Source organism: Halioglobus sp. HI00S01 (assembly GCF_001635445.1).
Taxonomy (GTDB): Bacteria; Pseudomonadota; Gammaproteobacteria; order Pseudomonadales; family Halieaceae; genus Halioglobus; species Halioglobus japonicus.
This window is the reverse complement of the sequence record NZ_LWEE01000215.1, coordinates 15,156-38,350: the sequence shown is the minus strand read 5'-3', so window position 1 is coordinate 38,350 and position 23,195 is coordinate 15,156. Positions and strand designations below refer to the sequence as shown.

The following is a 23,195-nucleotide window of genomic DNA, read 5'->3' as shown; positions in this document are numbered from 1 at the left end:
ACTGGAAAACTTTATGAGCCGCACAGTTACCTTCGCCGCCACACAACTGATCATTGGCTGGGATGTCGATGCCAACATGGCCAAGGCCGAGCAGGCCATTCGCGACGCCCATGCCGGCGGCGCTCAGGTTATTCTGCTGCAGGAGCTGTTCGAGGCGCCCTACTTCTGTAAGACCCAGCAGTATCGCTATCTTGACCTGGCGAAACCCCTGGCTGGCAATCCGCTGATCGAGCGTTTCTCCCACCTGGCTGCTGAGCTCGAGGTGGTGTTGCCCATCAGCTACTATGAGCGAGACACCAACACGTTTTTCAATTCCCTGGTGATGATCGACGCCGACGGCACAGTCATGGAGAACTATCGCAAGAGCCACATTCCCGACGGCCCAGGGTATTGCGAGAAGTTTTATTTCACTCCCGGCGATACTGGCTTCAAAGTGTGGAAAACACGCTACGGCACGTTCGGCGCCGGCATTTGCTGGGATCAGTGGTTCCCGGAAACCGCCCGCTGCTGCGCGTTAATGGGCGCCGAAGCCATGTTTTACCCAACCGCTATCGGTTCCGAACCCCAGGACCCCACCCTCGATTCCAGCGCTCACTGGCAGCGCGTGATGCAGGGCCATGCCGCCGCCAATGTTCTGCCTGTTATCGCTTCCAATCGCACCGGCGTGGAAGAAGACGATGGCATTAGCACCACATTCTATGGCTCGTCATTCATCACCGACCACACCGGCGAGAAGATCGCCGAAGCCGGCAGAGACGAAGAGAAAATCCTGATCGCAGAAATCGATCTGGAGGCAGCGGCTGAATACCGCCGTGCCTGGGGCTTATTCCGGGATCGTCGCCCTGAACTCTACAGCCCGATCGCCAACCTGGCCTGCGGCGACAACACATGAGCGATACCCTGGCCTCTACACCGAGGGCCGACGGCTTTCAGATGCCCGGCGAACACGAACCGCAACAGGCAGTAGTGATGGCCTGGCCGGAGCGCGGTGATAACTGGCGCAACAATGCCGGACCCGCCCAGGCGGCTTTTGCTGCAATCGCCAGTGCCATCGCCGCTGAAACACCCGTCATCATGTGTACCTCTGCAGAGGGGGCCGCAGGCGCTCGGGCCATGTTGCCCACGGACGTTTCAGTACTCGAAATACCCTGCAACGATAGCTGGATGCGCGACATCGGCCCCACCTATGTGCGCGACGATACGGGTCAGGTACGCGGTGTAGACTGGCAGTTCAATGCCTGGGGCGGCGAGGTCAACGGCTTGTACGAAGACTGGTCACTGGACGCTGCGCTGGCAGCTGAGCTCCTCAGCGTCAGGGGCGAGGCACGCTACAGTGCACAGCTGGTTTTGGAAGGTGGCTCCATTCACGTCGACGGTGATGGTACCTGTATTACCACGGCCGAGTGCCTGCTCCATCCGGGGCGCAACCCGCACCTCGATCAAGCCGACATAGAAAACCTGTTGTGTGAATACCTGAACGTAGAGACTTTCTTCTGGTTACCACGGGGGGTTGTTAACGACGAAACCGACGGTCATGTGGACAATATTATGCACATCGCGCGCCCCGGCGAAGTCCTGTTGAGCTGGTGCGACGATCCTCAGGATCCGATGTACGACATCTGCCGCGAAGCACTGGCTGTGCTCGAGGCCAAGCCCGATGCGCGCGGCCGCAAACTCAAGGTGCACAAGCTGCCATTACCTGGCCCGCTGTACATGACCGACGAAGAGGCCGCAGGCATTCTGCCCTCGGCCAATATGGTGCGCGAACCAGGCGAACGACTGGCCGGCTCCTATGCCAATTTTCTCATCACCAACCAGCGGGTCGTCTTCCCCTTACTCGATTCCGCCACCGACGAAGCCGCGAGGCAGCTACTGCAACGCGTGTTCCCAGCACATACGCTAGTCGGTGTGCCGGGCCGCGAAATTCTGCTCGGCGGCGGCAACATCCACTGCATTACCCAGCAGATTCCTGCGAGCTGAGGCATACTAAACCGCGGTGTGTAGCGCCCTCCGGTAGCGCACTAACCCCTGAATTTACGCTGCTTTTCCCTGATCAGGAATAAATCAGAAATTGATCGACTGATTCAAGGACGCTCCAATACCCAGCAACTATAGTCTGCGGAACCTGCAGGCGAGTTCTCGCCCGGGTGACATGGAGGAAAGTCAAAATGGATCTACTAAAAACGCTTTTTATCATCCTTTTAATTTCCATGGCCTGGCAATAGCCGATGAACGAACGCGTGACGAGCACGTGTATACGCTTGCTGTCACCAACTATGATTTCTACCCAGACCCTGCAGTGGGTTGCGAATGGGCGGCGCCCTCTCTGTATGCAGAGCCCGGTGAACCCATAGGCGGGTTGACCAGCTCCTATCTGCAAATGTCGTTGTCTGCCGCCACACCCTGGAGCTATCCCCAACGCAGGCGACTTTGTGGAGCAACTGCGTGACGCACTCGATGATGCGCAAGACACGCTGGTGTTCTTTGAGCTACCCGATGTACTACGTGTTCTTCGTGAAGTTTCAGCGAAACATCGCTGCAGCGACTTTTTGAACGTTGTGATTTCGAGGTACTCGATAGCCGGCTTGAGTACGATGACCAGTACATCATGTTGGTAGCCAAGCCTTGTGCACGAACGTCATCGACAATAAGTGACCCCCATGAGGAACTGGCAGCGGCTTCGCGTTATCTCCAGCACTAGCAGCAACAAAGCACACGCTGGCAAAACCTGTTGGAGGAACGCGAACAGCAGGGAAAACGCGTGGTGCTGTGGGGCGGAGGCTCGAAAGCGGTATCGTTTCTCACCCGGATCGAAGGTAGCGATAGCATCGAGCAGGTGGTCGACATCAATCCTCACAAGCAAGGTGCATTTATGCCGGGTACAGGTCAGATGGTTATTGCGCCAGCTGATTTGCGTGCAGCGCCGCCTGACACAGTAATCGTCGCTAACCCTGTCTATGAAGTTGAGATCGGTGCCACCCTGGGTTCGTTAGGCCTGAGCCCGGAGCTGCTCTGCCTGGATGGCTGAAGCTAGGCGATAAACGCTCTATCACAACAACCGCCCATAACTGAAAGACAAAAAAAACCCCGGTAATACCGGGGTTTCTTCAAACCGGAACAAGAGCTGCGTTTAACCGCGGCCAGCCCGATTCTTCATCTTACGCAGGGTAGCGAGCTGGGCGGCTGCCTCGGCCAACTGTGCGGAAGCGCGACCGTAGTCGAACTCACCGGACTGGTTGGTCAGGGCCTGCTCTGCTTCGCGACGCGCCTCTTCAGCGGCTGCTTCGTCGACGTCGTCGGCACGCAGGGCAGTGTCGGCAAGGATAGAAACCACGCCAGGCTGAACTTCCAGGAAGCCGCCAGAAACGTAGTACACCTCTTCGTCACCGCTCTGGGTAACGACGCGAACCGGGCCGGGCACCAGCGAGGTCAGCAACGGCGCGTGACCGTAGCTGACGCCGAGCTCACCTTCGCTGCCGGTGGCTACCAGCAGCTCCACCAAGCCGGAGAAAATTTCTTCTTCGGCGCTGGCGATATCGCAGTGAATGGTCATTGCCATGGTATGGCCTCTCTAAATGACAGCTGGATTACATGTTGTTGGCTTTTTCGACGGCTTCGTCGATGCTGCCAACCATGTAGAAAGCCTGTTCGGGCAGGTGGTCGTACTCACCGGCCAGAATGCCTTTAAAGCCTGAAATGGTGTCCTTCAGGGAAACGTACTTACCGGGAGAGCCGGTGAATACTTCCGCCACGTGGAAGGGCTGAGACAGAAAACGCTCGATCTTACGCGCGCGGTCAACAGTCTGCTTGTCTTCCTCGGACAGTTCGTCCATACCCAGAATAGCAATAATGTCCTTCAGCTCTTTGTAGCGCTGCAGTACGTTCTGTACACCGCGGGCAGTGTCGTAGTGCTCGCTACCGATGAGCAGCGGATCCAGCTGACGAGAGCTTGAATCCAGCGGGTCGATCGCAGGGTAAATACCTTTCGCCGCAATGTCGCGAGACAGTACAACGGTCGCGTCCAGGTGAGCAAAGGTGGTTGCAGGTGAGGGGTCGGTCAAGTCATCCGCCGGTACGTATACCGCCTGGATAGAAGTAATAGAGCCAACCTTGGTTGAGGTAATACGCTCCTGCAGTACACCCATCTCTTCCGCCAGGGTGGGCTGGTAGCCTACCGCGGAGGGCATACGACCCAACAGTGCCGATACTTCGGTTCCCGCCAGTGTGTAACGGTAGATGTTGTCGACGAACAGCAGAACGTCACGGCCTTCGTCACGGAACTTCTCGGCCATGGTCAGGCCGGTCAGTGCTACGCGCAGACGGTTGCCGGGGGGCTCATTCATCTGGCCGTATACCATAGCTACCTTGGACTCGGTGAAGTTCTCAACGTTAACAACGCCGGACTCCTGCATCTCGTAGTAGAAGTCGTTACCTTCACGAGTACGCTCACCTACACCGGCAAATACTGACAGACCGGAGTGCTGCAGTGCGATGTTGTTGATGAGCTCCATCATGTTTACGGTCTTACCAACACCGGCGCCACCGAACAGGCCGATCTTGCCACCCTTGGCGAAGGGGCAGACCAGGTCGATAACTTTAATACCGGTTTCGAGCAGCTCTTCAGCAGCAGCCAGCTCGTCGTAAGCGGGGGCTTCACGGTGAATGGGAGCACGCTCCTGTTCGCCGATGGGGCCACACTCATCGATGGGGTTACCCAGTACGTCCATAATGCGACCGAGAGTCTCAGGGCCAACAGGCACAGAGATGGGTGCATTGGTGTTTTCTACGGTCAGGCCACGAGACAGACCTTCGGAAGAACCCAGCGCAATCGCGCGAACCACACCGTCGCCCAGCTGCTGCTGAACTTCCAGGGTAGTGTCCTTCTCGGTGATCTTCAGTGCATCGTATACCTGCGGCACAGCATCGCGTGGAAATTCCACGTCGATTACCGCGCCGATGATTTGTACGACTCGTCCGCTACTCATGTTCGGATCCTCTCTAATAAAATTCTTTCAAACCGGGAACAGAGCCTATTTTCTGGTCGCGAAAATAGTGGTCTGCCCCCTATTGTTTCTAATCGCTTAGCCGATCGCCGCAGCGCCGCTGACAATCTCAGACAGCTCCTGGGTAATCGCCGCCTGGCGCGCCTTGTTGTAAACCAACTGCAGATCTTCGATCAGCTCGCCAGCGTTGTCGGTGGCGTTCTTCATCGCCAACATACGCGCGGCCTGCTCACAGGCACCGTTTTCAACAACCGCCTGGTATACCTGAGACTCGATGTAACGAGTCAGCAGTGCTTCCAGCAGTTCTTTTGCGTCGGGCTCGTAGATGTAGTCCCAGTGGTGCTTCATCTCGTCAGACTCTTTGGGCTCCAGGGGCAGCAACTGCTCCACCTGTGGGTCCTGAGTCATGGTGTTGACGAACTCGTTGCTCACCAGGAACAGGCGATCAATCTTGCCCTCTGCATAAGCATCCAGCATGGCTTTTACGCCACCGATAAGGTCGGCAACCGAGGGCTCTTCGCCCAGGTCGCGAACGGCTGCAGTGACATTGCCGCCATAGCTGTTAAAGAAGGCGATAGCCTTGGCACCTACCAGGGACAAATCGATATCGATGCCCTGGTCGTTCCAGGTTTTCATGTCCTTGACGGTCTTCTTGAACAGGTTGACGTTCAAGCCACCGCAAAGGCCGCGATCGGTAGAGACAACAATGTAGCCCACACGCTTAACTTCACGCTGCTCCATGTACATGTGCTTGTACTCGGGGGCGGCGTTAGCGATGTGACTGACCACAGCGCGCATGCGGCGGGCATAAGGCTTGCCCAGCTGCATGCGGTCCTGAGCTTTACGCATTTTGGAAGCAGCAACCATTTCCATGGCGCTGGTGATCTTCTGCGTGCTCTGGATGCTCGAGATCTTGGTCCGGATTTCTTTTCCGACTGCCATTTACTGGTCCTCGGGGTTTACCAGGTCTGGGTAGACTTGAAGTTTTCGAGCAGGTCCTTGAAGGCACCTTCAATCTCGTCGTTCCAGTCACCGGTTGCGACGATGTTGTTCATCAGCTCACCCTGTTCGGCGTGGGCGTAGGACAACAGTGCATCTTCAAAGTCCAGGATCTTGGCAACTTCAACGTCGTTCAGGAAACCGTTGTCCGCAGCGTAAATCACCAGGCCCATCTCTGCGATGGAACGGGGTGAGTACTGCTTCTGCTTCATCAGCTCGGTTACGCGCTCACCGTGGTCCAGCTGGGCCTTGGTAGCATCGTCGAGGTCAGAAGCAAACTGCGAGAACGCCGCCAGTTCGCGATACTGTGCCAGTGCGGTACGAATGCCACCGGACAGCTTCTTCATAATCTTTGTCTGGGCCGAACCACCTACACGGGATACAGAGATACCGGCGTTCATCGCAGGACGGATGCCCGCGTTAAACATGTCAGCTTCCAGGAAGATCTGACCGTCGGTAATAGAAATCACGTTGGTCGGTACGAACGCAGAAACGTCACCTGCCTGAGTCTCAATGACAGGCAGTGCTGTCAGAGAACCGGTCTGGCCTTTCACTTCGCCGTTGGTGAACTTCTCAACGTAGTCGGCGTTAACGCGCGCGGCGCGTTCGAGCAGACGCGAGTGGAGGTAGAACACGTCACCGGGGTAGGCTTCACGGCCCGGAGGACGACGCAGCAGCAGGGAGATCTGGCGGTAAGCCCAGGCCTGCTTGGTCAGGTCATCGTAAATAATCAGGGCGTCTTCACCGCGGTCGCGGTAGTACTCACCCATGGTGCAACCGGCGAAAGGTGCCAGGTACTGCATAGCAGCAGGGTCAGAAGCAGTCGCAGCAACCACAATAGTGTGGTCCATGGCGCCGTGCTCTTCCAGCTTGCGCACTACAGCAGCAACAGAGGAGGCCTTCTGACCAACCGCTACGTAGATACACTTAATGCCGGAGCCTTTCTGGTTGATGATGGCGTCAACCGCAATCGCAGTCTTGCCAATCTGGCGGTCGCCAATGATCAGCTCACGCTGGCCACGGCCGATGGGTACCATCGCGTCAACCGCTTTCAGACCAATTTGAACGGGCTCATCAACTGACTGACGGGCGATTACGCCGGGAGCAACTTTTTCAAGTGCGTCAGTCATGGCCGCGTTCACGGGGCCTTTACCGTCAATCGGGTTACCCAGCGCGTCTACTACGCGGCCCTGCAGTTCAGGACCAACGGGTACTTCCAGAATACGGCCTGTGCAACGACAGCTCTGGCCTTCTTTCAGGCCTTTGTAGTCGCCCAGTACTACCGCACCAACGGAGTCGCGCTCAAGGTTCAGCGCCATACCGTAGATGCCGCCTTCAAATTCAATCATCTCACCGTACATAACTTCGGCGAGACCGTGGATACGAATAATACCGTCGGTTACGGAAACCACGGTACCTTCGTTGCGAGCTTCAGACGACACATCGAGCGAATCGATGCGCGACTTGATAATCTCGCTAATCTCAGATGGATTCAGTTGCTGCATGCTGTTTGTTCCTCAATCCTATTGCTATCTATAAAAGCTCAGGAATTCATTGCTTCGGCAAGCTTGTTCAGCCTGCCGCGCACGGAGCCATCGATCACCAGATCACCGGCCCGAATTAATACGCCACCCAGAAGGCCAGCATCGGTAGATGTGCTGACCTTCACTTCGCGCTCGAGTTTCTTGCCCAATACACCCGCCAGTTTTTCGGCGGTGGCGTCATCCAGGTCAAAGGCAGAGACAACTTCTACGTCTACTGACTTCTCCAGATTTGCCTTGAACAGTTCGAACTGGGCAGAAATTTCCGACAGCAGCGACAGCCGCTTGTTGTCGGAAAGAATGTTGACGAAGTTCTTAACTTCAGCGCCGGTAGCATCACCGCAAACCTCGTTGAGGGTTGCTGCCTGCTGCGCGTCAGTCATGGACGGATTGTCCAGAACCTTATCCATGCCCTCAGCCGCGGAAACCGCTGCAGCGGTGGCCAGCTGCTCTGACCACTGCGCAAGTGCGTCTTTCTCGCGTGCGTATTCAAACGCTGCCTTGGCATAGGGGCGTGCCAGTGTGCTTAGTTCAGCCATAGCTCCCTCGCGATTACAGCTCTGTGGCCAGCTTGTCGACCAGCTCCTTATGAGCTTCCTGATCGATGGCTGCACCCAGAACCTTCTCAGCGCCGGCCAGAGACAGAGCTGCAACCTCGCCACGCAGTGTTTCGCGTGCGCGGTTGGATTCCTGCTCGATCTCAGCCTGGGCAGAAGCTTTAACGCGGTCTGCCTCCACGACAGCGGCGTCCTTGGCTTCTTCAACCAGCTGATTGGCGCGCTTGTTGGCGGCGTCGACAATACCTGCGGCCTCTTCCTTGGCTTCTTTCAGGCGTTCTACCGCCTTCTCTTGAGCCAGTTCAAGGTCATGGCTGGCGCGGTCTGCGGCTGCCAGGCCGTCGGCGATCTTCTGCTCGCGCTCCTGCATGGCGGCCAGGATAGGCGGCCATACGAACTTCATGCAGAACCACACGAAGCACACGAAGGCGATCATTTGTCCGATAAGCGTAAGATTAATGTTCACGCTGTTTTCCTCACCGGTTGTCAGGACCCGAAAGGTCCCTAGTTAGACTATGCCTTATGCACCAACGCCGGGGGCTACTACGAAGATCAGGTACATAGCGATACCAACACCGATAATGGGGATCGCGTCTACCAGGCCAGCGCCCAGGAAGAAGGTAGTCTGCAGCTTGGGAGCCAGTTCAGGCTGACGAGCAGAGCCTTCAATCAGCTTTCCGCCCAGCAGGCCTACACCGATAGCGGCACCAAGACCACCCAGACCCATCATGATGGCGGCAGCAATAATTACGAGTTCCATGCGTTTCTCCTAGAGTGTGTAAATAACCAAAAGGTTAAAGTTAAAGTTAATCAGTGATCTTCATGAGCCATGCTGAGATACACGATCGTCAGCACCATGAAGATGAATGCTTGCAGGGTGATTACCAGGATGTGGAAAATCGCCCAACCCATTTGCATCAAGCCCGCCGGAACCATCCAGAACAGTCCAGCGCTGAACAGGGCGGCAATCAGGATAAAGATCATCTCGCCGGCGTACATGTTTCCGAACAGACGCAGCCCGAGAGAGAAGGGCTTGGCCAGGAAACCAACCACTTCCATGAAGAGGTTTACCGGAATAAAGATCGGGTGGTTGAAGGGGTTCAGCGTCAGCTCTTTCACAAAGCCGAAGCCCTTCACCTTAATCGAGTAGTAGAGCATCAGGATAAAGATGCCCAACGCCATTCCCATGGTGATGTTGGGATCGGTGGATGGCACGATTTTTTGGTATTCAACTCCCAGCAGCATCAGGGTGTGCGGGATCAGGTCAACCGGAATAAGGTCCATCAGGTTCATCAGGAACACCCAGACAAAAATGGTCAGCGCAAGGGGCGCAACCAGGGCGTTCCTACCATGGAAGGTATCTTTTACGGTGTTGTCGACGAACTCGACAACCATCTCGGCGAAGTTCACAAAACCGGAGGGCACGCCGGCTTCGGCTTTCTTGGCGACCGAGCGGAACAACAGGCAGAACACGATGCCGAGGCCGATAGACCAGAGCATGGAGTCAATGTGGATTGCCATAAAGCCCATTGCGGAGGCTTCCGCGCCGCCGTGAGCCATGGTCCAGACACCGCCGTCGGGGACGATGGAACCATCGTAGCGTTCGAAACCGCCAGGCAATTTGCCGTAGGTGAGGTTGGTCAGGTGGTGGACAATATATTCGGAAACTGTCTGTGTTTCGCCTGAAGCTGCCATCTATAAGAACTCTTGCGTCTGTTCTCTGTTCACTGGCTGCACGTGAGCAGCAGCCAGCTACCAATAATCTGTATCGTAAGCATCGCCAGATATCCGGCGAACACTGCCAGGCCGTCAATCGGCCGTATTGCGGCAAAAACTACCGCAAAGCCCACCACGCTAAGCATGAACTTGCCGATTTCACCGGCATAGCTTGCGCGAGCCATGTCCCTGGCGGATTTTGCCCCCCGCCAACGAAAGGCGAGATGGGCAAAATATGCCTGAGGAATAACAGCCACCAAGCCTCCCGCGGCCAATGACCAGGCGACCACCTCGTTGTACGCCAGCAGAGCCAGGCACAGTAATGTGAGTACCGCCAGTTGAGTCAGAGTGATGCGATGGACAGGAGGGCGTGCAATTTTAGCACCGGGCATGAAGCCTCACCTTACTCCCCAAACCAATAGCCACACGGGTTTCATCCTCTATAAGGGCGCGCGCATTATAGGTGCTATAGAAGACCGGAGCAACCGGCCAATAGTCGGTATTTGAACATGAAATAGCCGCTTTTAGCTGCACGATCCCTACAATTTATAGGGGTTTTCACAGCGGATATGCAATAAATCCCCTATTTAGTGCCTGATTATTTTTTATTCACTATATACGGTAGATTTAAGCGTCTATATCAGTTCCCAGTAAGCCGTTGCTAAGTGGCCATTGGACCTGCCATGGTTCAAAAATATCATTGCGAATGCTCATGCCAGGCATGGCGCGGTGGTGGCAACTCGAATAGTGCAGACGCACCCATGCCAATCATCGATTAATATACCCAGATCCGGAAGGCGACGGGCTCAATGCCAGGGCGTTTCAGTGATTAGAAATCGCTACTTGATATGGGCGAGGATACCGTCCAGTTCATCCAGAGAACTGTAGTTAAGTACCAGCTTGCCCTTGCCTTTGGCTGAGTGCTGTATCTGAACTTTTGTACCCAGGCGCTGGGACAGGTCGTCCTGCAAATGGCGAATGTTGGGGTCCAAGGCCTTGGGCTCGGCAGCGGGTTTGTCCTTGGCGGCCAGCAGGCTGCGCACCAGTGCTTCGGTCTGACGCACGCTCATGCCATTGCCAACCACCTGTGCCGCGGCGTGGGACTGGTCCCCGCCATTCAGCGCCAGCAGCGTACGGGCATGGCCCATCTCCAGGTCGCCGTGCTCCACCAGGCGGCGCACGTCTTCCTGCAGACTCATCAGGCGCAATAGATTGGTGACCGTAGAGCGGGACTTACCCACTGCATCGGCCACCTCCTGCTGAGTCAGCTGAAATTCCTGCTGCAGGCGCTGCAGGGCAACCGCTTCTTCTATAGGGTTGAGATCTTCCCGCTGAATGTTCTCAATCAGCGCCATGGCGATGGCCGCTTCGTCGGGCACTTCGCGAATAACCGCGGGAATGACATCCAGACCCGCCAACTGAGTGGCGCGCCAGCGGCGCTCACCGGCAATAATTTCGTATTTCTTATCGGAGATCGGCCGCACCACAATCGGCTGCATCACACCTTGAGCCTTGATACTGTCGGCCAGTTCCTGCAGCGATTCAGGCTCCATGTCACGACGGGGCTGGTATTTACCGCGCTGCACCAGATCGACGGGCAGCTCTTTAAGGGTTTTGTCAGCAACGGAACCAGCGCCGGGCGAGGCATCACCGGTGGCTGCGGGCTGCTGCTGGGCAGCAGCGCCGAGCAGGGCATCCAAACCACGCCCGAGGTGTCGTTTCTTACCTGACATTATGGTCTCCTCAGGTCAGCAGGTTGGGGCTAATTGCAGATACGGCGGCAGCGACGGATTTTTCCTCGCGACGAATCATTTCGCCGGCCAGCGCCATGTAGGCCTTGGAGCCGCGGGAATACTTGTCATAGTACATGGCCGGCACGCCGTGGCTAGGTGCCTCGGCGAGGCGAATATTGCGCGGTACAACAGTTCGGTACACCTTGTCGCCAAAGTACTCGTGCAGCTGGCTGGAGACCTCTGTGGTCAGGCTGTTGCGAGGGTCGTACATGGTGCGCAGAATGCCTTCGATCATCAGGTCCGGATTCACCGAACCGGCGATGCCGTTAATGGTTTCCACCAGGGAAGAGAGCCCCTCGAGCGCAAAATACTCACACTGCATGGTAATGACGACACCGTCGGCGGCGATCAACGCATTGAGCGTCAGCATATTCAGTGAGGGTGGACAGTCGATCAGTACGTAATCGTAGTGGGCGTCAACTTCCATCAGCGCCGCTCGCAGCCGCGCCTCTTTGTTTTCCACTTCCAGCAGCTCAACTTCAGCTGCGGTCAAATCGCCATTGGCCGGCAGCACATCATAGCCAGCGGCAGCAGCCGACTGGCGCACCTGCATAACCGGTGCCCGCTGTACGAGCACATCGTAGATCGTTTTTTCAGCGGAATACTTGTCGATGCCGCTGCCCATGGTGGCATTGCCCTGGGGGTCGAGATCAACGAGGAGAACCTGCTTTTTCATGGCAGCCAGGGAAGCAGCGAGATTGACACATGTGGTGGTTTTGCCCACGCCGCCTTTCTGGTTCGCTATTGCGAGAACTCTTGCCACTATTAACCCCTGTTACCCCTGGTCTGTTATTGCTTTGCGCCGCTAACGCGGTGTCATATCCACCAGGTGACGTTGTTCGTCCAAACCGGGAACATGCAGCTCGTGCACTGCTTCCAGCCTGCAGCTGTCGGCAACGGCGGCGATTTCCTCCTCCGGGTAGACACCCTTCATGGCGAGAAAGTGGCCATCCGGGCCAAGCAGGTGGCGGCAACCGCCCACCATGTCCTCTATCGTGGCGAACGCCCGTGACAGCACAGTGTCGTAAGGGGCTTCTTGCGCAAATGATTCCACGCGCGCCTGGTGAACTGTCATATTATCCAAGCGCAGCGCAGTTTTCACCTGAAACAGGAAGCGGGTCTTCTTGCCATTGCTATCAAGCAGGTGAAATTCGCGTTGAGGGAATAGAATCGCCATGGGCACGCCGGGCAATCCGCCACCGGTGCCCACATCGATCAGCCGCTGGCCGCGCAGGTGCGGCGCGATGGCCAGGCTGTCGAGCAAATGCTTGGTAACCATCTGCGCTGGGTCGCGAACCGCCGTCAGGTTATAGGCCTTGTTCCACTTGATCAGCAGTTCAAGGTAAGCCAGTAATTGCGGCTGGTGCTGTGGTTGCTGGGCAACGTTGAGTATCCGGCAGCCCTCTTCGAGCTGTGAAGTAAGTGCGCTGTCCAAACTGGATCAGGCCAACTGGCGGGTGTCACCCGCCGCCGCAGCCAGGGCCCCGCGCTTCTTGAGGTAAATCAGCAGCAGCGATACCGCCGCCGGAGTGACTCCTGGAATACGGCTGGCACGGGCCAGGGTCGCGGGCCGCGCTTCACCCAACTTCTGCTTCATCTCGTTGGACAAACCATCAATCTGCTCATAATCGAGATCTTCAGGCAGCGCAGTGTTCTCATAGCGACGCAGTCGCTCGATCTCATCTTTCTGACGGTCGATGTAACCGGCGTACTTGGCCTGGATTGCCACTTGCTCGGCAGCCTGGGTATCTGGGGTGGGCTCACCCTTAACCGCAGCGATGTCGGCGTACTCAAGTTCCGGGCGTTTGAGCAGGTCGGCCAGGGAATACTCCCTGGTCAGTGGGCTGGAAAGCTTGTCGGCCAACTGGTCGGCCTCGGCGGTTCCCGGCTGGATCCAGGTACTGGCCAGGCGCTGGCTCTCGCGCTCCATGGCTTCCTGTTTTGCCTCAAATCGCTGCCAGCGCGCGTCATCCACCAGACCAAACTTACGGCCCGCTGGAGTCAGGCGCAGATCTGCGTTGTCCTCGCGCAATAACAACCGATGCTCGGCGCGGGAGGTAAACATGCGATAGGGCTCGATTGTGCCCATGGTGATCAGATCATCTACCAGCACACCGAGATAGGCTTCATCGCGACGCGGGCACCATGGCGCTTCGCTACGCGCGGCGAGGGCCGCGTTCATGCCGGCCAACAATCCCTGGGCAGCTGCCTCTTCGTAACCGGTAGTGCCATTGATCTGGCCAGCGAAGTACAGTCCTGGCAGCGCTTTGGTTTCCAGCGAATACTGCAGATCACGTGGATCGAAAAAATCGTACTCGATCGCATAACCGGGCCGGGTGATGTGGGCGTTTTCAAAGCCCTTGATCGAATGCACCAGTTCAATCTGCACATCAAAGGGCAGGCTGGTGGAAATGCCATTAGGGTACAGCTCAGGCGTCGACAAACCCTCGGGCTCGATAAACACCTGGTGAGAATTTTTGTCAGCGAAGCGGTGAATTTTGTCTTCGACACTGGGGCAATAACGCGGGCCCACCCCTTCAATCACACCGGAAAACATCGGCGAGCGATCGAGGCTCGCGCGGATAATGTCATGGGTGCGTTCATTGGTATGGGTAATCCAGCAACAGCGCTGCTCGGGATGTTCATCGACAGACCCCATAAAAGACATTACCGGCAGGGGTTCGTCACCCCACTGCTCTTCGAGCCCGGAGAAGTCCACGCTGCGAGCATCGATACGTGGCGGTGTACCGGTCTTCAGTCGCTCCACCCGGAACGGCAGTTCGCGCAGCCGGTTGGCCAGGGCAATCGACGGTGGATCTCCCGCCCGGCCGCCGGCGGAATTTTCCATACCAATATGCAGCTTGCCACCGAGAAAAGTACCGGTGGTGAGCACCACGCGAGGCGCCCGGAAGATCACGCCCATCTGGGTAATGGCACCGGCCACCACACCGTTTTCGATCAGCAGGTCATCCACCGGTTGCTGGAAGATTGACAGGTTTTCCTGGGCTTCGAGAATCTCGCGAATAGCGTTGCGGTAAAGCACCCGGTCGGCCTGGGCGCGGGTAGCCCGCACCGCGGGTCCCTTGCGGGAATTGAGAATCCGGAATTGAATACCGGCACGATCAGTAGCCCGGCCCATCGCGCCGCCCAGCGCGTCCACTTCTTTCACCAGATGGCTCTTGCCAATACCGCCAATCGCGGGATTGCAGGACATCTGGCCCAGCGTGTCGACACTGTGGGTCAACAACAGGGTGCGACAGCCCATACGGGCGGCCGCCAGGCACGCCTCGGTCCCGGCATGTCCGCCGCCAACCACTATCACATCGTAGGTCTGTTTGAATTCCACCGCTGGCCTCGTCCGCCACCTGAATCAGGGGGCGAGATTATACGCAGAGGACCGGCATTGTTCAAAAAGCGAGCAGGGTGAATATTGCTGCGAAACCACCCATCCCGCCTGCTATAACCGGGCTTGCAGCCAGCTGACGAGGTCTTCGAGAACCTCGCCCTGCTCAGGCTCGTTCAGAATCTCGTGATACAGCTCGGGATAGAGCTTCACCGTCTTGTCCTCAGAGCGAATCCGGCCATTGAGCATCCGGGTTCCCTCGGGTGAGGTTAGCGTGTCAGCCTCACCGTGCATCATTAACAACGGCAGCGTGATTTTATTGGCCTCAGCCTGAATCCGGGTCATGGCCCCGAACAACTCAGCCACATAGCGGGCAGACATTTTGCCGTGGAAAACCAGGGGGTCCTCGTTGTACGCCTTGACCACGGCCGGATCGCGGCTGACACCTGCGGCATCCAGCTGCAACACACCCAGGGAAGGTGTGGTTTTCGAGAGCAGCTTAATGGATAACAACTGCCCCTTACTCGGCTCAAGATCGGGCTTGATCGCCGGCCCTGACAGAGCCGCACCGGCAAATTCATCCTGAAAGTCCAACAGATAGAGCGCGGAAATCAAGCCGCCCATACTATGGCCAAACAGGAACATGGGGACTTTGTCGAAATCCCAGCTGACCTGGCGATGGAAAATTTCCAAGGTGTCCAGATAGTGCTGAAATTTCTCCATATGACCATACTGGCCATCGGATTTGCCATGCCCAATGTGGTCAATTGCCGCTACCGCAAAGCCCCTTGCAGTCAGAAACTCGGCCACATGGACGTAGCGATTACTGTGTTCACCGGAACCGTGCACCAGCAGAACCACCGCGCGGGGCGGTTCCTCTGGTGTCCAGTACTGGTAGTAAATGGTATGGCCTGCGGCGCCCTGGAAGCGGCCGTCACGCTGTTGCATGGGTAAACCCCCTAGCCCAGTTCGGCTATAAATTTGCGGATTTCTTCCCAGGCCTCCCTGGCCTCAGTCAGATCGGGATAAAACATGTGCCACACGTGTACCACGGCAGGCCAGGTTTGCAGCCTGGCCAGTGAGCCCTGTGATACAGCGCGGTTCACATAACGCCTGCCGTCATCGCGCAACATCTCCGACTCACTGGCATGCACCAGTGTTGGCGGCAAGTTGCTCAGATCACCAAATACCGGTGATATCACCGGATTGGCGGGCGTAGTCCGGCCCTGGAACCAGCTCATCCAAAGCAGGAGCGGGCGCGGTATTTTCGCGAGCCCGGCAAACATGGGGCCGAGCATAGCGTCAGTTTCGATATTATCTTTCATGCTAGGTGAACCCAGCGTGAGGTCGGTCACCGGCGACAGTGCAACAACCCCATCAGGCTTGCGCAAAGCATGATCGCGACTCCAGGCGCTAATCATTAACGACAAATTACCGCCGGCGGAATCTCCTGCGACCAGTATCAGCGAGGGCGCGGAACTGCCCTCGGGCCCATTTTCCAGGAGCCACTGGTACGCCAGCTGACAGTCTTCTACCCCCGCCAGCCGCGGATGCTCGGGCATTAGCCGATAATCAACCGACAACACCGACACTCCGCACAGCTTGGCAAAATGGGCTGTGATATTGCGGTGACTGCGGGGGCTGCCCATGACAAATCCACCGCCATGGATATACAGCAATCGTCGATCTGGGTCTGACTCTGGCGCAATCACCCATTCTGCGGGCACACCGCGGGCGTCTACCGGGGTAAATGTGGCAGGCAGGTCGAGTCCCGTCGACATGTTGTCGAGGTATTCCCGCAGCAGCTTCAATTGCTCGCGTCTGGGCTGTTCGCGGATCGCACCGCTACCGACTTTGAGGGACGCTTCCACGTGATCGCGCTCGTCACTGAAGTCCGTACCGGGAAATTGCTCACCTGCAGGGGCATCGTACTGGCGCAAATCGGCACCGCTGAGATGCAAGCGGCCTATCAACCAGACCACAGCTATCACGACGGCCAGAAACCACCACCAGGTCATGTATTCACCTATTCTTTTAACTTATGCCTGCATTCTCGCGGCCCCAACGCCGTGATACAAGCCCGGATGTCCGATCTTGTCACCCCCGTCACACATTAGGTAGCATGCAGGTGCAAGATCAAATAATAGTCAACATGGAGTCAGCTTATGTCTGAATATCATGTGGTACCCCCCTTGCTCGGTCTGGCCGGTCTGGCCATCGCCTTCATCATTTATCACATCATGGTTCGCCATAATCACGGCGAAGGTCAGGTTAAGAAAATCGGTGACCAGATCCACCTGGGCGCCATGGTCTTTATGCAGCGCGAATACAAAATGCTGGGGCTGTTCGGCCTGGTATTGCTGGTCGCGATATTTGTCTCACCTCTGGGCGCCAATACCGCGATTTCATTCCTGGTCGGCGCACTTTCATCCGCAATCGCCGGTTTCCTCGGCATGTTTGCAGCGACCAAGGCCAATGTTCGTACCGCCGTCGCAGCACACACCCACGGCCAGGATGCGGCGCTCTCGATCTCTTTTTACGGGGGATCGATTATGGGCCTGTGTGTTGCTTCACTGGGCTTGATTGGCCTGGGCAGCCTCTACTGGTACTTCGGTGGCGATCCGGAGACGGCCCACGCTATTCACGGTTTTGGTATGGGCGCCTCGGTCGTTGCACTGTTTTCACGGGTCGGCGGCGGTATTTTCACCAAAAGCGCCGATGTCGGGGCCGACCTGGTCGGTAAGGTTGAAGCCGGGATTCCAGAGGACGACCCCCGCAATCCGGGTGTCATCGCGGACAACGTGGGTGACAACGTCGGCGATATCGCCGGTATGGGCTCGGATATTTTTGAATCTTACTGCGGTTCCATGATCGCCTGTATCGCCATTGCCTCCACCATGGCGATCTCCTCGGAACAAATGGCGGCAATGATGTTTTTACCGCTCTCGCTGGCAACCATTGGCCTGATCGCCTCATTGTGCGGCATCCTGATTGTGCGGGCGCGCAGTAAAGCAGCCCCGGAAGTGGCCTTGCGCACCGGCACCCTGGCCGCGCCAGTCATTTTTGCGGCCATGGCCTGGTTTCTCATTGCCGCACTGGGGCTGGAAACTGACATCTTCTGGTCCGTGGTGGCGGGCGCAGTCGGTGGTGTCGCCATTGGCCTTATCACCGAGTACTACACCGGCTCTTCGCCGGTCGAGAAAATTGCCAAATCCGGCGAGACCGGGCCAGCCACCGTCATGATTACGGGACTGGCTGTCGGTATGCAGTCGGTTGTGCTGCCGATTCTCTTTCTGGCCGCGATTATCTGGGTATCGACCTCACTGTCAGGTCTCTACGGGGTAGGGATTTCGGCGGTCGGCATGCTGGCCACGGTGGGTATTACCATGGCTATTGATGCTTATGGACCTGTCGCCGATAACGCCGGTGGTATCGCTGAAATGGCTGGCATGGGCGAAGAAACCCGCAAAATCACCGATGGTCTCGATGAAGTCGGCAATACCACCGCAGCGATTGGCAAGGGCTTCGCCATTGGCGCGGCGGCGCTCGCGGCACTGGCGATTATTGCCGCGTTCGTGGAAACCGTCGAAGCCAATAATCCCGGGTTCTCGCTGGAACTGTCTGACCCCACCGTTCTGGTGGGTATGTTTATCGGCGGAGCAGTACCGTTCCTGATTGCCTCGATCACCATGACAGCCGTGGGCGAAGCCGCTTTCGATATGATTACCGAGATCCGTCGCCAGTTTCGCGAGATTCCCGGGCTGCTGGAGGGCAAGGCTGAACCGGATACCGCGCGCTGTGTCGATATTGCAACATCCGCGGCCCTGCGCAGAATGATTGGCCCTGGCGCCATCGCTGTCGTAACACCGGTGTTGGTTGGGTTTGCCCTGGGCGCCCAGGCACTGGGCGGCATGCTCGGCGGGGCTCTTCTGGGCTGCGTGCTGATGGCGCTGATGATGGCGAATGCCGGTGGCGCCTGGGACAACGCCAAGAAGTTTGTCGAGAAGGGCAACCTCGGCGGCAAAGGGTCAGAGACTCACTCGGCGACCGTGGTCGGCGACACTGTGGGCGACCCCTTCAAGGATACATCTGGCCCATCGATGAATATTCTTATCAATGTGATGGCTATCGTCAGCCTGGTCATCGCCCCCTTGCTGTAATTTCGGCACAGAATCACGGGGCTAAAGGAGGCCCCGTGAATTCTCTCTACCGCACAGCAGTACACCACGTTGCGCCGGATGTGCGAATTTGTGGTGCATTCCCAACTAAAGGGCATCGACGTTGTCAGTATTGATAAAAGCGAAATCACCCTCCGTTTGCCCTACGACCCCTCCATGGTGGGCAATCTGGATACCGGCGCCCTGCACACCATGCTGCTTGACCAGACGCTGGGGCTTTCCGGGATCGCCCACGACCAGGTCGGAACGCACATTACGCCCACCCTGGATTTGCGTATCGATCACATGGGGTTGCCAAAGGGAGACATGACCTAGTTGCCGCAGGCCGGGCCTATCGGGTTACGGAACGGGTCGCCTTTATGGAAGGTATCGCCTGGACAACATCGCGCCACCGGCTCCTTTGTCATCACGCGCGATGTCGATCTCACTGAGGAAATGGCCCGATGATCCTCGACGAGTGCTCAACAGTCACCCAGTGCCGCAACGTTGTCTGCATGGCTGGTGAAAATCCCATAGTGCCCGCAATGCGTGGCGGTGTCGTAGGCGGATTTATGGGGCAATGTGCGTCCCAGTTCCTCATCGCGCTTATAAACCAACCCGTGGTGCCCAAAATCATCAACTTTTTGCTGGATTACCTGCGTGCCTGCCGGCTCCGTTACACCTACGCGCGCTGCGCGGTGACGCGACAGGGGCTCCACGTAGCCAAAGTGGCCATCTCGACCTGGCAGGAAAACGAGAACACGCCCTGCACACTCGGCAGAGCACTTTCGGATTCCAGGGTCGAAATAATCCCCGCCTCCAGCTAGCCGCTCAGGTTAAGGGGTGTGGATGGATGTCGATAGAGGAAAAGAGTGCAGGAAGAGTGAACGTCCGTGTTCGCATGCTGGTGCTCTCCTGCACCTGATCTACTCTCGCGAAAAATTATTATCCGCTCAATTACACCCCATTACACGACTGAGGTCGCAGGCTGTTATTTCGTTCTACTGGAGTATTCATCCATAACCTGGAGTTGCCAAACACTATGAACCTATTCCGACTGGCGCTGCCCGCCATCGCCACAGCCACGCTGGCTTCAGCCACGCTGGCTAACCCCAACAAGACCGCGGAAGCATTCTTCGAACAAGCCGGGGCCACCGCCTCTGAAATTGCCCTGCGCGATGCCCGCGCGCAGTGGATATTTAATACGCATATCACTTACGACACCCAGCAGCTGGTTATCGAAACCGGTCGGGAACGCAGCCTGATCTTTCTCGAGCTCGCCCGCCAGGCGAATGAACTTCTGGCCCAGGATGGTTTGAGTGACGTTAATCGCCGCAACCTGAATCGGGTGCGCCAAGGGGTCAACCTGCCCGCACCCGCCAGCGAGGCCGCCACCGCCGAGCTGGTAGAGATCGGGGCCCACCTGAAGAACCTGTATTCAACGGGCAAATATTGCCCTGAAGAAGGCAACTGCCTGTCACTGCGCGACATGGAGCTGACCCTGAGTACATCGCGGGACGCCAGCGAGCAAGCTGAGTTGTGGGAGGGCTGGCGCACGATCGCGCCACCCATGCGCGCGCCCTATAGCCGTCAGGTAGAGCTGTCCAACCAGGGGGCAAGAGACCTTGGGTTTGCTGATATGGGCGACTATTGGCGGAGCCGTTACGACATGTCGGGCGACGAATTCTCCGCCAGCATGGAGCGCTACTGGGATGAAGCCAAGCCGCTGTACGAATCTGTGCAGTGCCATGTCGAAGCCAAGTTAACCGAGTTCTATGGTGCCGATGTCATGCCTGGCAACGGCATGATTCCCGCACACCTCACGGGCAACATGTGGGCCCAGGCCTGGTCTGGCATAGAAAATGTGGTCATGGGCAGTAATGCCAAAGCACCCTACAACCTCACCCAGATCCTCGAAGACAAGGAAATGGACGAGATCGCCATGGTCGAAATGGCAGAGATGTTCTTTGTCTCCCTGGGGCTCGATCCGCTGCCAGACACGTTCTGGGCCCGCTCCCAGTTCACCAAGCCTCGCGATCGCGAGGTGGTCTGCCACGCCAGTGCCTGGGATGTGGATTCCAAGGACGACCTGCGCATCAAGATGTGCATCCAGCGCACCGAAGACGAAGTTAAAGTCATCCATCACGAGTTGGGTCACAACTACTACCAGCGCGCCTACAAATCGCAGAACTATTTCCATCAGGGCAGTGCCAATCCCGGCTTCCACGAGGCGCTGGGCGACGTGATCGCACTGTCGGTCAATGGCAACTACCTGCATCAGATCGGTTTGCTGGACGCTGCACCAAAGGCAGACCCGGAGACAGAAATTGCGGGGCTGATGAAACTGGCACTCGACAAAGTGGCATTCCTGCCCTTTGCGCTGGTCATGGACAAGTGGCGCTGGCAGGTATTTGCCGGTGAAGTCGGTCCAGAAGACTACAACGCCGCCTGGTGGAAGCTCCGTGAGCAGTACCAGGGCGTAACGCCACCGGTAGCGCGCGACGAATCCAACTTTGATCCGGGCGCCAAGTACCACATCCCGGGCAATGTGTCCTACACACGCTACTTCCTGGCCCACCTCCTGCAATTCCAACTGCACGAGCGGATGTGTGAGCTTGCCGGACACAAAGGACCACTGCACCGCTGTACGATTTACAACAGCAAGGAAGCGGGAGCAGCCCTGAAAGAGTTGATGGTGGCGGGTGCCTCACAGCCCTGGCAGGACACTCTGGAAGCGTTCAGCGGCGAGCGCGATGTGAATCCCAGCGCTATGTTGAATTACTTTGCCCCCCTGCAGACCTGGCTGGACGAGCAGAATAAAAACCGCCAGTGCGGCTGGTAACGCACTTCACTCAGGTAGGCCACATCCTGTGGCTTACCTGCGACCCCCAGCGCTAGTACGAGCGCTGCATGCCCAAACCGTGCTGTGCAATATCGTTCAGCACCATTTCATTGTTAATCGACGCAATGCGCATAGCTCGCGTGGTGCGCCACAGACTTAACATGCCGGTGTCTTCATCGAGGCCGCCTNCCACACCGCCATATTTATCATCGACCTCCAGGCCCATCAGCCCTGCGTCGTACGCCGCCTGCAACACTTCCGCTCCAGGGTGTCATCGCGGTTGAGTTTGCGCTTCCAGGTACACTCCGTGTAGCTGCGAACCAAACCCTCCACGGTTTCCAGCACCCCGATATAGAGCTCGTGATGCTGGGAACCTGCATACAGGCTGTCGACAATGTCTCTCATGGGATACAACGCCTGTAGCGCGCAAAAAAGCAAACTGGCAAAAACTGACGCGATACTGAGTTATTCTTAAGTGCTGCTCAAACACTGCTACAGTGAACTGAACAGAAGAGGATCTAAGCATGGATAACACTCTGCGCAACAGCGCTCGCCAGCGGCTCGAGCAACGCGAAGCCGATATTCTTGCCGCGGCCACCCGGTTGTTCGCCGAACAAGGCTTTCACGGCACCTCGACGCGCAAGATAGCCGCTGCAGCAGGCGTTTCCGAGGGCACCCTGTTCCATTACTTCCGCACTAAGAACATCCTGCTGCTGGCCATTCTCGACAGTTTCTACTCAGCACTGATCGGTGCCGCCCGAGAGGGTGTCGAGCATGTGATGGAAACGCGAGAGCGGCTGCTGTTTCTGGCCCGTAACCACCTGGACGCGTTAATGGACCAGCAGGCAATGATGATGCGTTTAATCCAGGTGTACCTTTCCATCGACCCAAGCTACTACCTGGACGACAAGAGCGCACCACTGCACGAGCTCAATACCCGTTATCTCAAAATCTTTGACGCCGTGGTTCGCGAGGGTATGGAACGGGGTGACATCAAGGCGGATATCGAACTACCGGTGGTGCGGGATACATTTTTCGGAGGACTGGAATACGGGATGCGTTCGCTACTGCGGCGTAAAACGCCACGTGACAATATCGCTCACTATGTGGAATTGATGGTAGAGCCTATATGGCAGGGCCTGCAGGGACACAGTAACCCACCACCGGCCAACAGTCGCCTCGAACAAGCCTGCTTAAGGCTGGAGGCCGTGGCAGCGCAATTGGAGCAAAACGGGAGCTGAGCA

Annotated in this window: 24 protein-coding genes; 8 read left to right on the top strand and 16 right to left on the bottom strand. The window is 57.1% G+C overall.

All coding sequences use genetic code 11. The features are described 5' to 3' along the window. Positions 1-13 precede the first annotated feature (13 nt). The 3 genes from aguB (at position 14) to A3709_RS16060 (ending at position 3,028) form a co-directional block, all read left to right on the top strand. Entirely contained in the window at positions 14-892 is an 879-nt protein-coding gene (aguB, locus tag A3709_RS16070) for an N-carbamoylputrescine amidase (RefSeq protein WP_066056741.1), read from the top strand. Further along, complete coding sequence (gene aguA / locus A3709_RS16065) at positions 889-1,980, top strand: agmatine deiminase (protein WP_066056738.1); 1,092 nt, start codon at positions 889-891, stop codon at positions 1,978-1,980. The genes aguB and aguA overlap by 4 nt, the downstream gene beginning before the upstream one ends. Before the next feature lie 751 nt (positions 1,981-2,731). After that, on the top strand, positions 2,732-3,028 hold the full coding sequence (locus A3709_RS16060) for a hypothetical protein (protein ID WP_066056736.1): 297 nt from the start codon (positions 2,732-2,734) through the stop codon (positions 3,026-3,028). Between the two features lie 102 nt (positions 3,029-3,130). Here the strand turns inward: A3709_RS16060 and A3709_RS16055 are convergent, their stop codons facing one another. The 15 genes from A3709_RS16055 to A3709_RS15985 all read right to left on the bottom strand — a co-directional run bounded on the left by A3709_RS16055 (position 3,131) and on the right by A3709_RS15985 (position 16,970). Further along, positions 3,131-3,559: a F0F1 ATP synthase subunit epsilon gene (locus A3709_RS16055; RefSeq protein WP_066056733.1), complete on the bottom strand. Its 429-nt coding sequence runs from the start codon at positions 3,557-3,559 to the stop codon at positions 3,131-3,133. A 28-nt stretch (positions 3,560-3,587) separates the two neighbouring features. Next, a complete protein-coding gene (atpD, locus tag A3709_RS16050) occupies positions 3,588-4,985 on the bottom strand; it encodes a F0F1 ATP synthase subunit beta (RefSeq protein ID WP_066056728.1) in 1,398 nt (465 codons plus the stop codon). 96 nt (positions 4,986-5,081) lie between these two features. After that, positions 5,082-5,945 (bottom strand): F0F1 ATP synthase subunit gamma, encoded by an 864-nt coding sequence (gene atpG, locus A3709_RS16045; RefSeq protein WP_066056725.1) that lies wholly within the window; start codon positions 5,943-5,945, stop codon positions 5,082-5,084. Positions 5,946-5,962: 17 nt separating this feature from the next. Beyond that, positions 5,963-7,507, bottom strand: a complete 1,545-nt coding sequence (gene atpA, locus A3709_RS16040; RefSeq protein WP_066056722.1) for a F0F1 ATP synthase subunit alpha — start codon at positions 7,505-7,507, stop codon at positions 5,963-5,965. A 38-nt stretch (positions 7,508-7,545) separates the two neighbouring features. Next, complete coding sequence (locus A3709_RS16035) at positions 7,546-8,082, bottom strand: F0F1 ATP synthase subunit delta (RefSeq protein ID WP_066056719.1); 537 nt, start codon at positions 8,080-8,082, stop codon at positions 7,546-7,548. Positions 8,083-8,095: 13 nt separating this feature from the next. After that, a complete protein-coding gene (locus A3709_RS16030) occupies positions 8,096-8,566 on the bottom strand; it encodes a F0F1 ATP synthase subunit B (RefSeq protein ID WP_066056715.1) in 471 nt (156 codons plus the stop codon). Positions 8,567-8,620: 54 nt separating this feature from the next. Beyond that, entirely contained in the window at positions 8,621-8,860 is a 240-nt protein-coding gene (gene atpE, locus A3709_RS16025) for a F0F1 ATP synthase subunit C (protein ID WP_066056712.1), read from the bottom strand. Positions 8,861-8,910: 50 nt separating this feature from the next. Further along, complete coding sequence (atpB, locus tag A3709_RS16020; RefSeq protein ID WP_066056709.1) at positions 8,911-9,795, bottom strand: F0F1 ATP synthase subunit A; 885 nt, start codon at positions 9,793-9,795, stop codon at positions 8,911-8,913. 29 nt (positions 9,796-9,824) lie between these two features. After that, positions 9,825-10,208: an ATP synthase subunit I gene (locus A3709_RS16015; protein WP_066056707.1), complete on the bottom strand. Its 384-nt coding sequence runs from the start codon at positions 10,206-10,208 to the stop codon at positions 9,825-9,827. A gap of 447 nt (positions 10,209-10,655) precedes the next feature. Then, positions 10,656-11,549, bottom strand: a complete 894-nt coding sequence (locus A3709_RS16010) for a ParB/RepB/Spo0J family partition protein (RefSeq protein ID WP_066056704.1) — start codon at positions 11,547-11,549, stop codon at positions 10,656-10,658. Between the two features lie 10 nt (positions 11,550-11,559). After that, positions 11,560-12,372, bottom strand: a complete 813-nt coding sequence (locus tag A3709_RS16005) for a ParA family protein (protein ID WP_066056701.1) — start codon at positions 12,370-12,372, stop codon at positions 11,560-11,562. Positions 12,373-12,414: 42 nt separating this feature from the next. Beyond that, positions 12,415-13,044 (bottom strand): 16S rRNA (guanine(527)-N(7))-methyltransferase RsmG, encoded by a 630-nt coding sequence (gene rsmG, locus A3709_RS16000; protein ID WP_066056698.1) that lies wholly within the window; start codon positions 13,042-13,044, stop codon positions 12,415-12,417. Positions 13,045-13,050: 6 nt separating this feature from the next. After that, on the bottom strand, positions 13,051-14,955 hold the full coding sequence (gene mnmG / locus A3709_RS15995) for a tRNA uridine-5-carboxymethylaminomethyl(34) synthesis enzyme MnmG (RefSeq protein WP_066056695.1): 1,905 nt from the start codon (positions 14,953-14,955) through the stop codon (positions 13,051-13,053). A 111-nt stretch (positions 14,956-15,066) separates the two neighbouring features. Then, a complete protein-coding gene (locus tag A3709_RS15990; RefSeq protein WP_066056692.1) occupies positions 15,067-15,900 on the bottom strand; it encodes an alpha/beta hydrolase in 834 nt (277 codons plus the stop codon). 11 nt (positions 15,901-15,911) lie between these two features. Then, positions 15,912-16,970 (bottom strand): alpha/beta hydrolase, encoded by a 1,059-nt coding sequence (locus A3709_RS15985; protein WP_066056689.1) that lies wholly within the window; start codon positions 16,968-16,970, stop codon positions 15,912-15,914. Between the two features lie 147 nt (positions 16,971-17,117). On the opposite strand from A3709_RS15985, the gene A3709_RS15980 reads away from it, so the two are divergent. The 4 genes from A3709_RS15980 to A3709_RS15965 all read left to right on the top strand — a co-directional run bounded on the left by A3709_RS15980 (position 17,118) and on the right by A3709_RS15965 (position 21,951). Continuing rightward, complete coding sequence (locus A3709_RS15980) at positions 17,118-19,112, top strand: sodium-translocating pyrophosphatase (protein ID WP_066056686.1); 1,995 nt, start codon at positions 17,118-17,120, stop codon at positions 19,110-19,112. 93 nt (positions 19,113-19,205) lie between these two features. After that, positions 19,206-19,445 (top strand): hypothetical protein, encoded by a 240-nt coding sequence (locus A3709_RS15975; RefSeq protein WP_156507811.1) that lies wholly within the window; start codon positions 19,206-19,208, stop codon positions 19,443-19,445. Positions 19,446-19,573: 128 nt separating this feature from the next. Then, positions 19,574-19,936, top strand: a complete 363-nt coding sequence (locus A3709_RS15970; RefSeq protein ID WP_066056683.1) for a hypothetical protein — start codon at positions 19,574-19,576, stop codon at positions 19,934-19,936. Positions 19,937-20,151: 215 nt separating this feature from the next. Then, positions 20,152-21,951 carry a M2 family metallopeptidase gene (locus A3709_RS15965; RefSeq protein ID WP_066056680.1) on the top strand — a complete coding sequence of 600 codons (1,800 nt, stop codon included), beginning with the start codon at positions 20,152-20,154 and terminating at the stop codon, positions 21,949-21,951. A gap of 225 nt (positions 21,952-22,176) precedes the next feature. Here A3709_RS15965 and A3709_RS15960 read toward each other — a convergent pair whose 3' ends face one another. Next, positions 22,177-22,356 (bottom strand): hypothetical protein, encoded by a 180-nt coding sequence (locus A3709_RS15960; protein ID WP_066056677.1) that lies wholly within the window; start codon positions 22,354-22,356, stop codon positions 22,177-22,179. 119 nt (positions 22,357-22,475) lie between these two features. Between A3709_RS15960 and A3709_RS15955 the strand changes: the two genes are divergently transcribed. Next, a complete protein-coding gene (locus A3709_RS15955) occupies positions 22,476-23,192 on the top strand; it encodes a TetR/AcrR family transcriptional regulator (protein WP_066056673.1) in 717 nt (238 codons plus the stop codon). Positions 23,193-23,195: the final 3 nt, after the last annotated feature.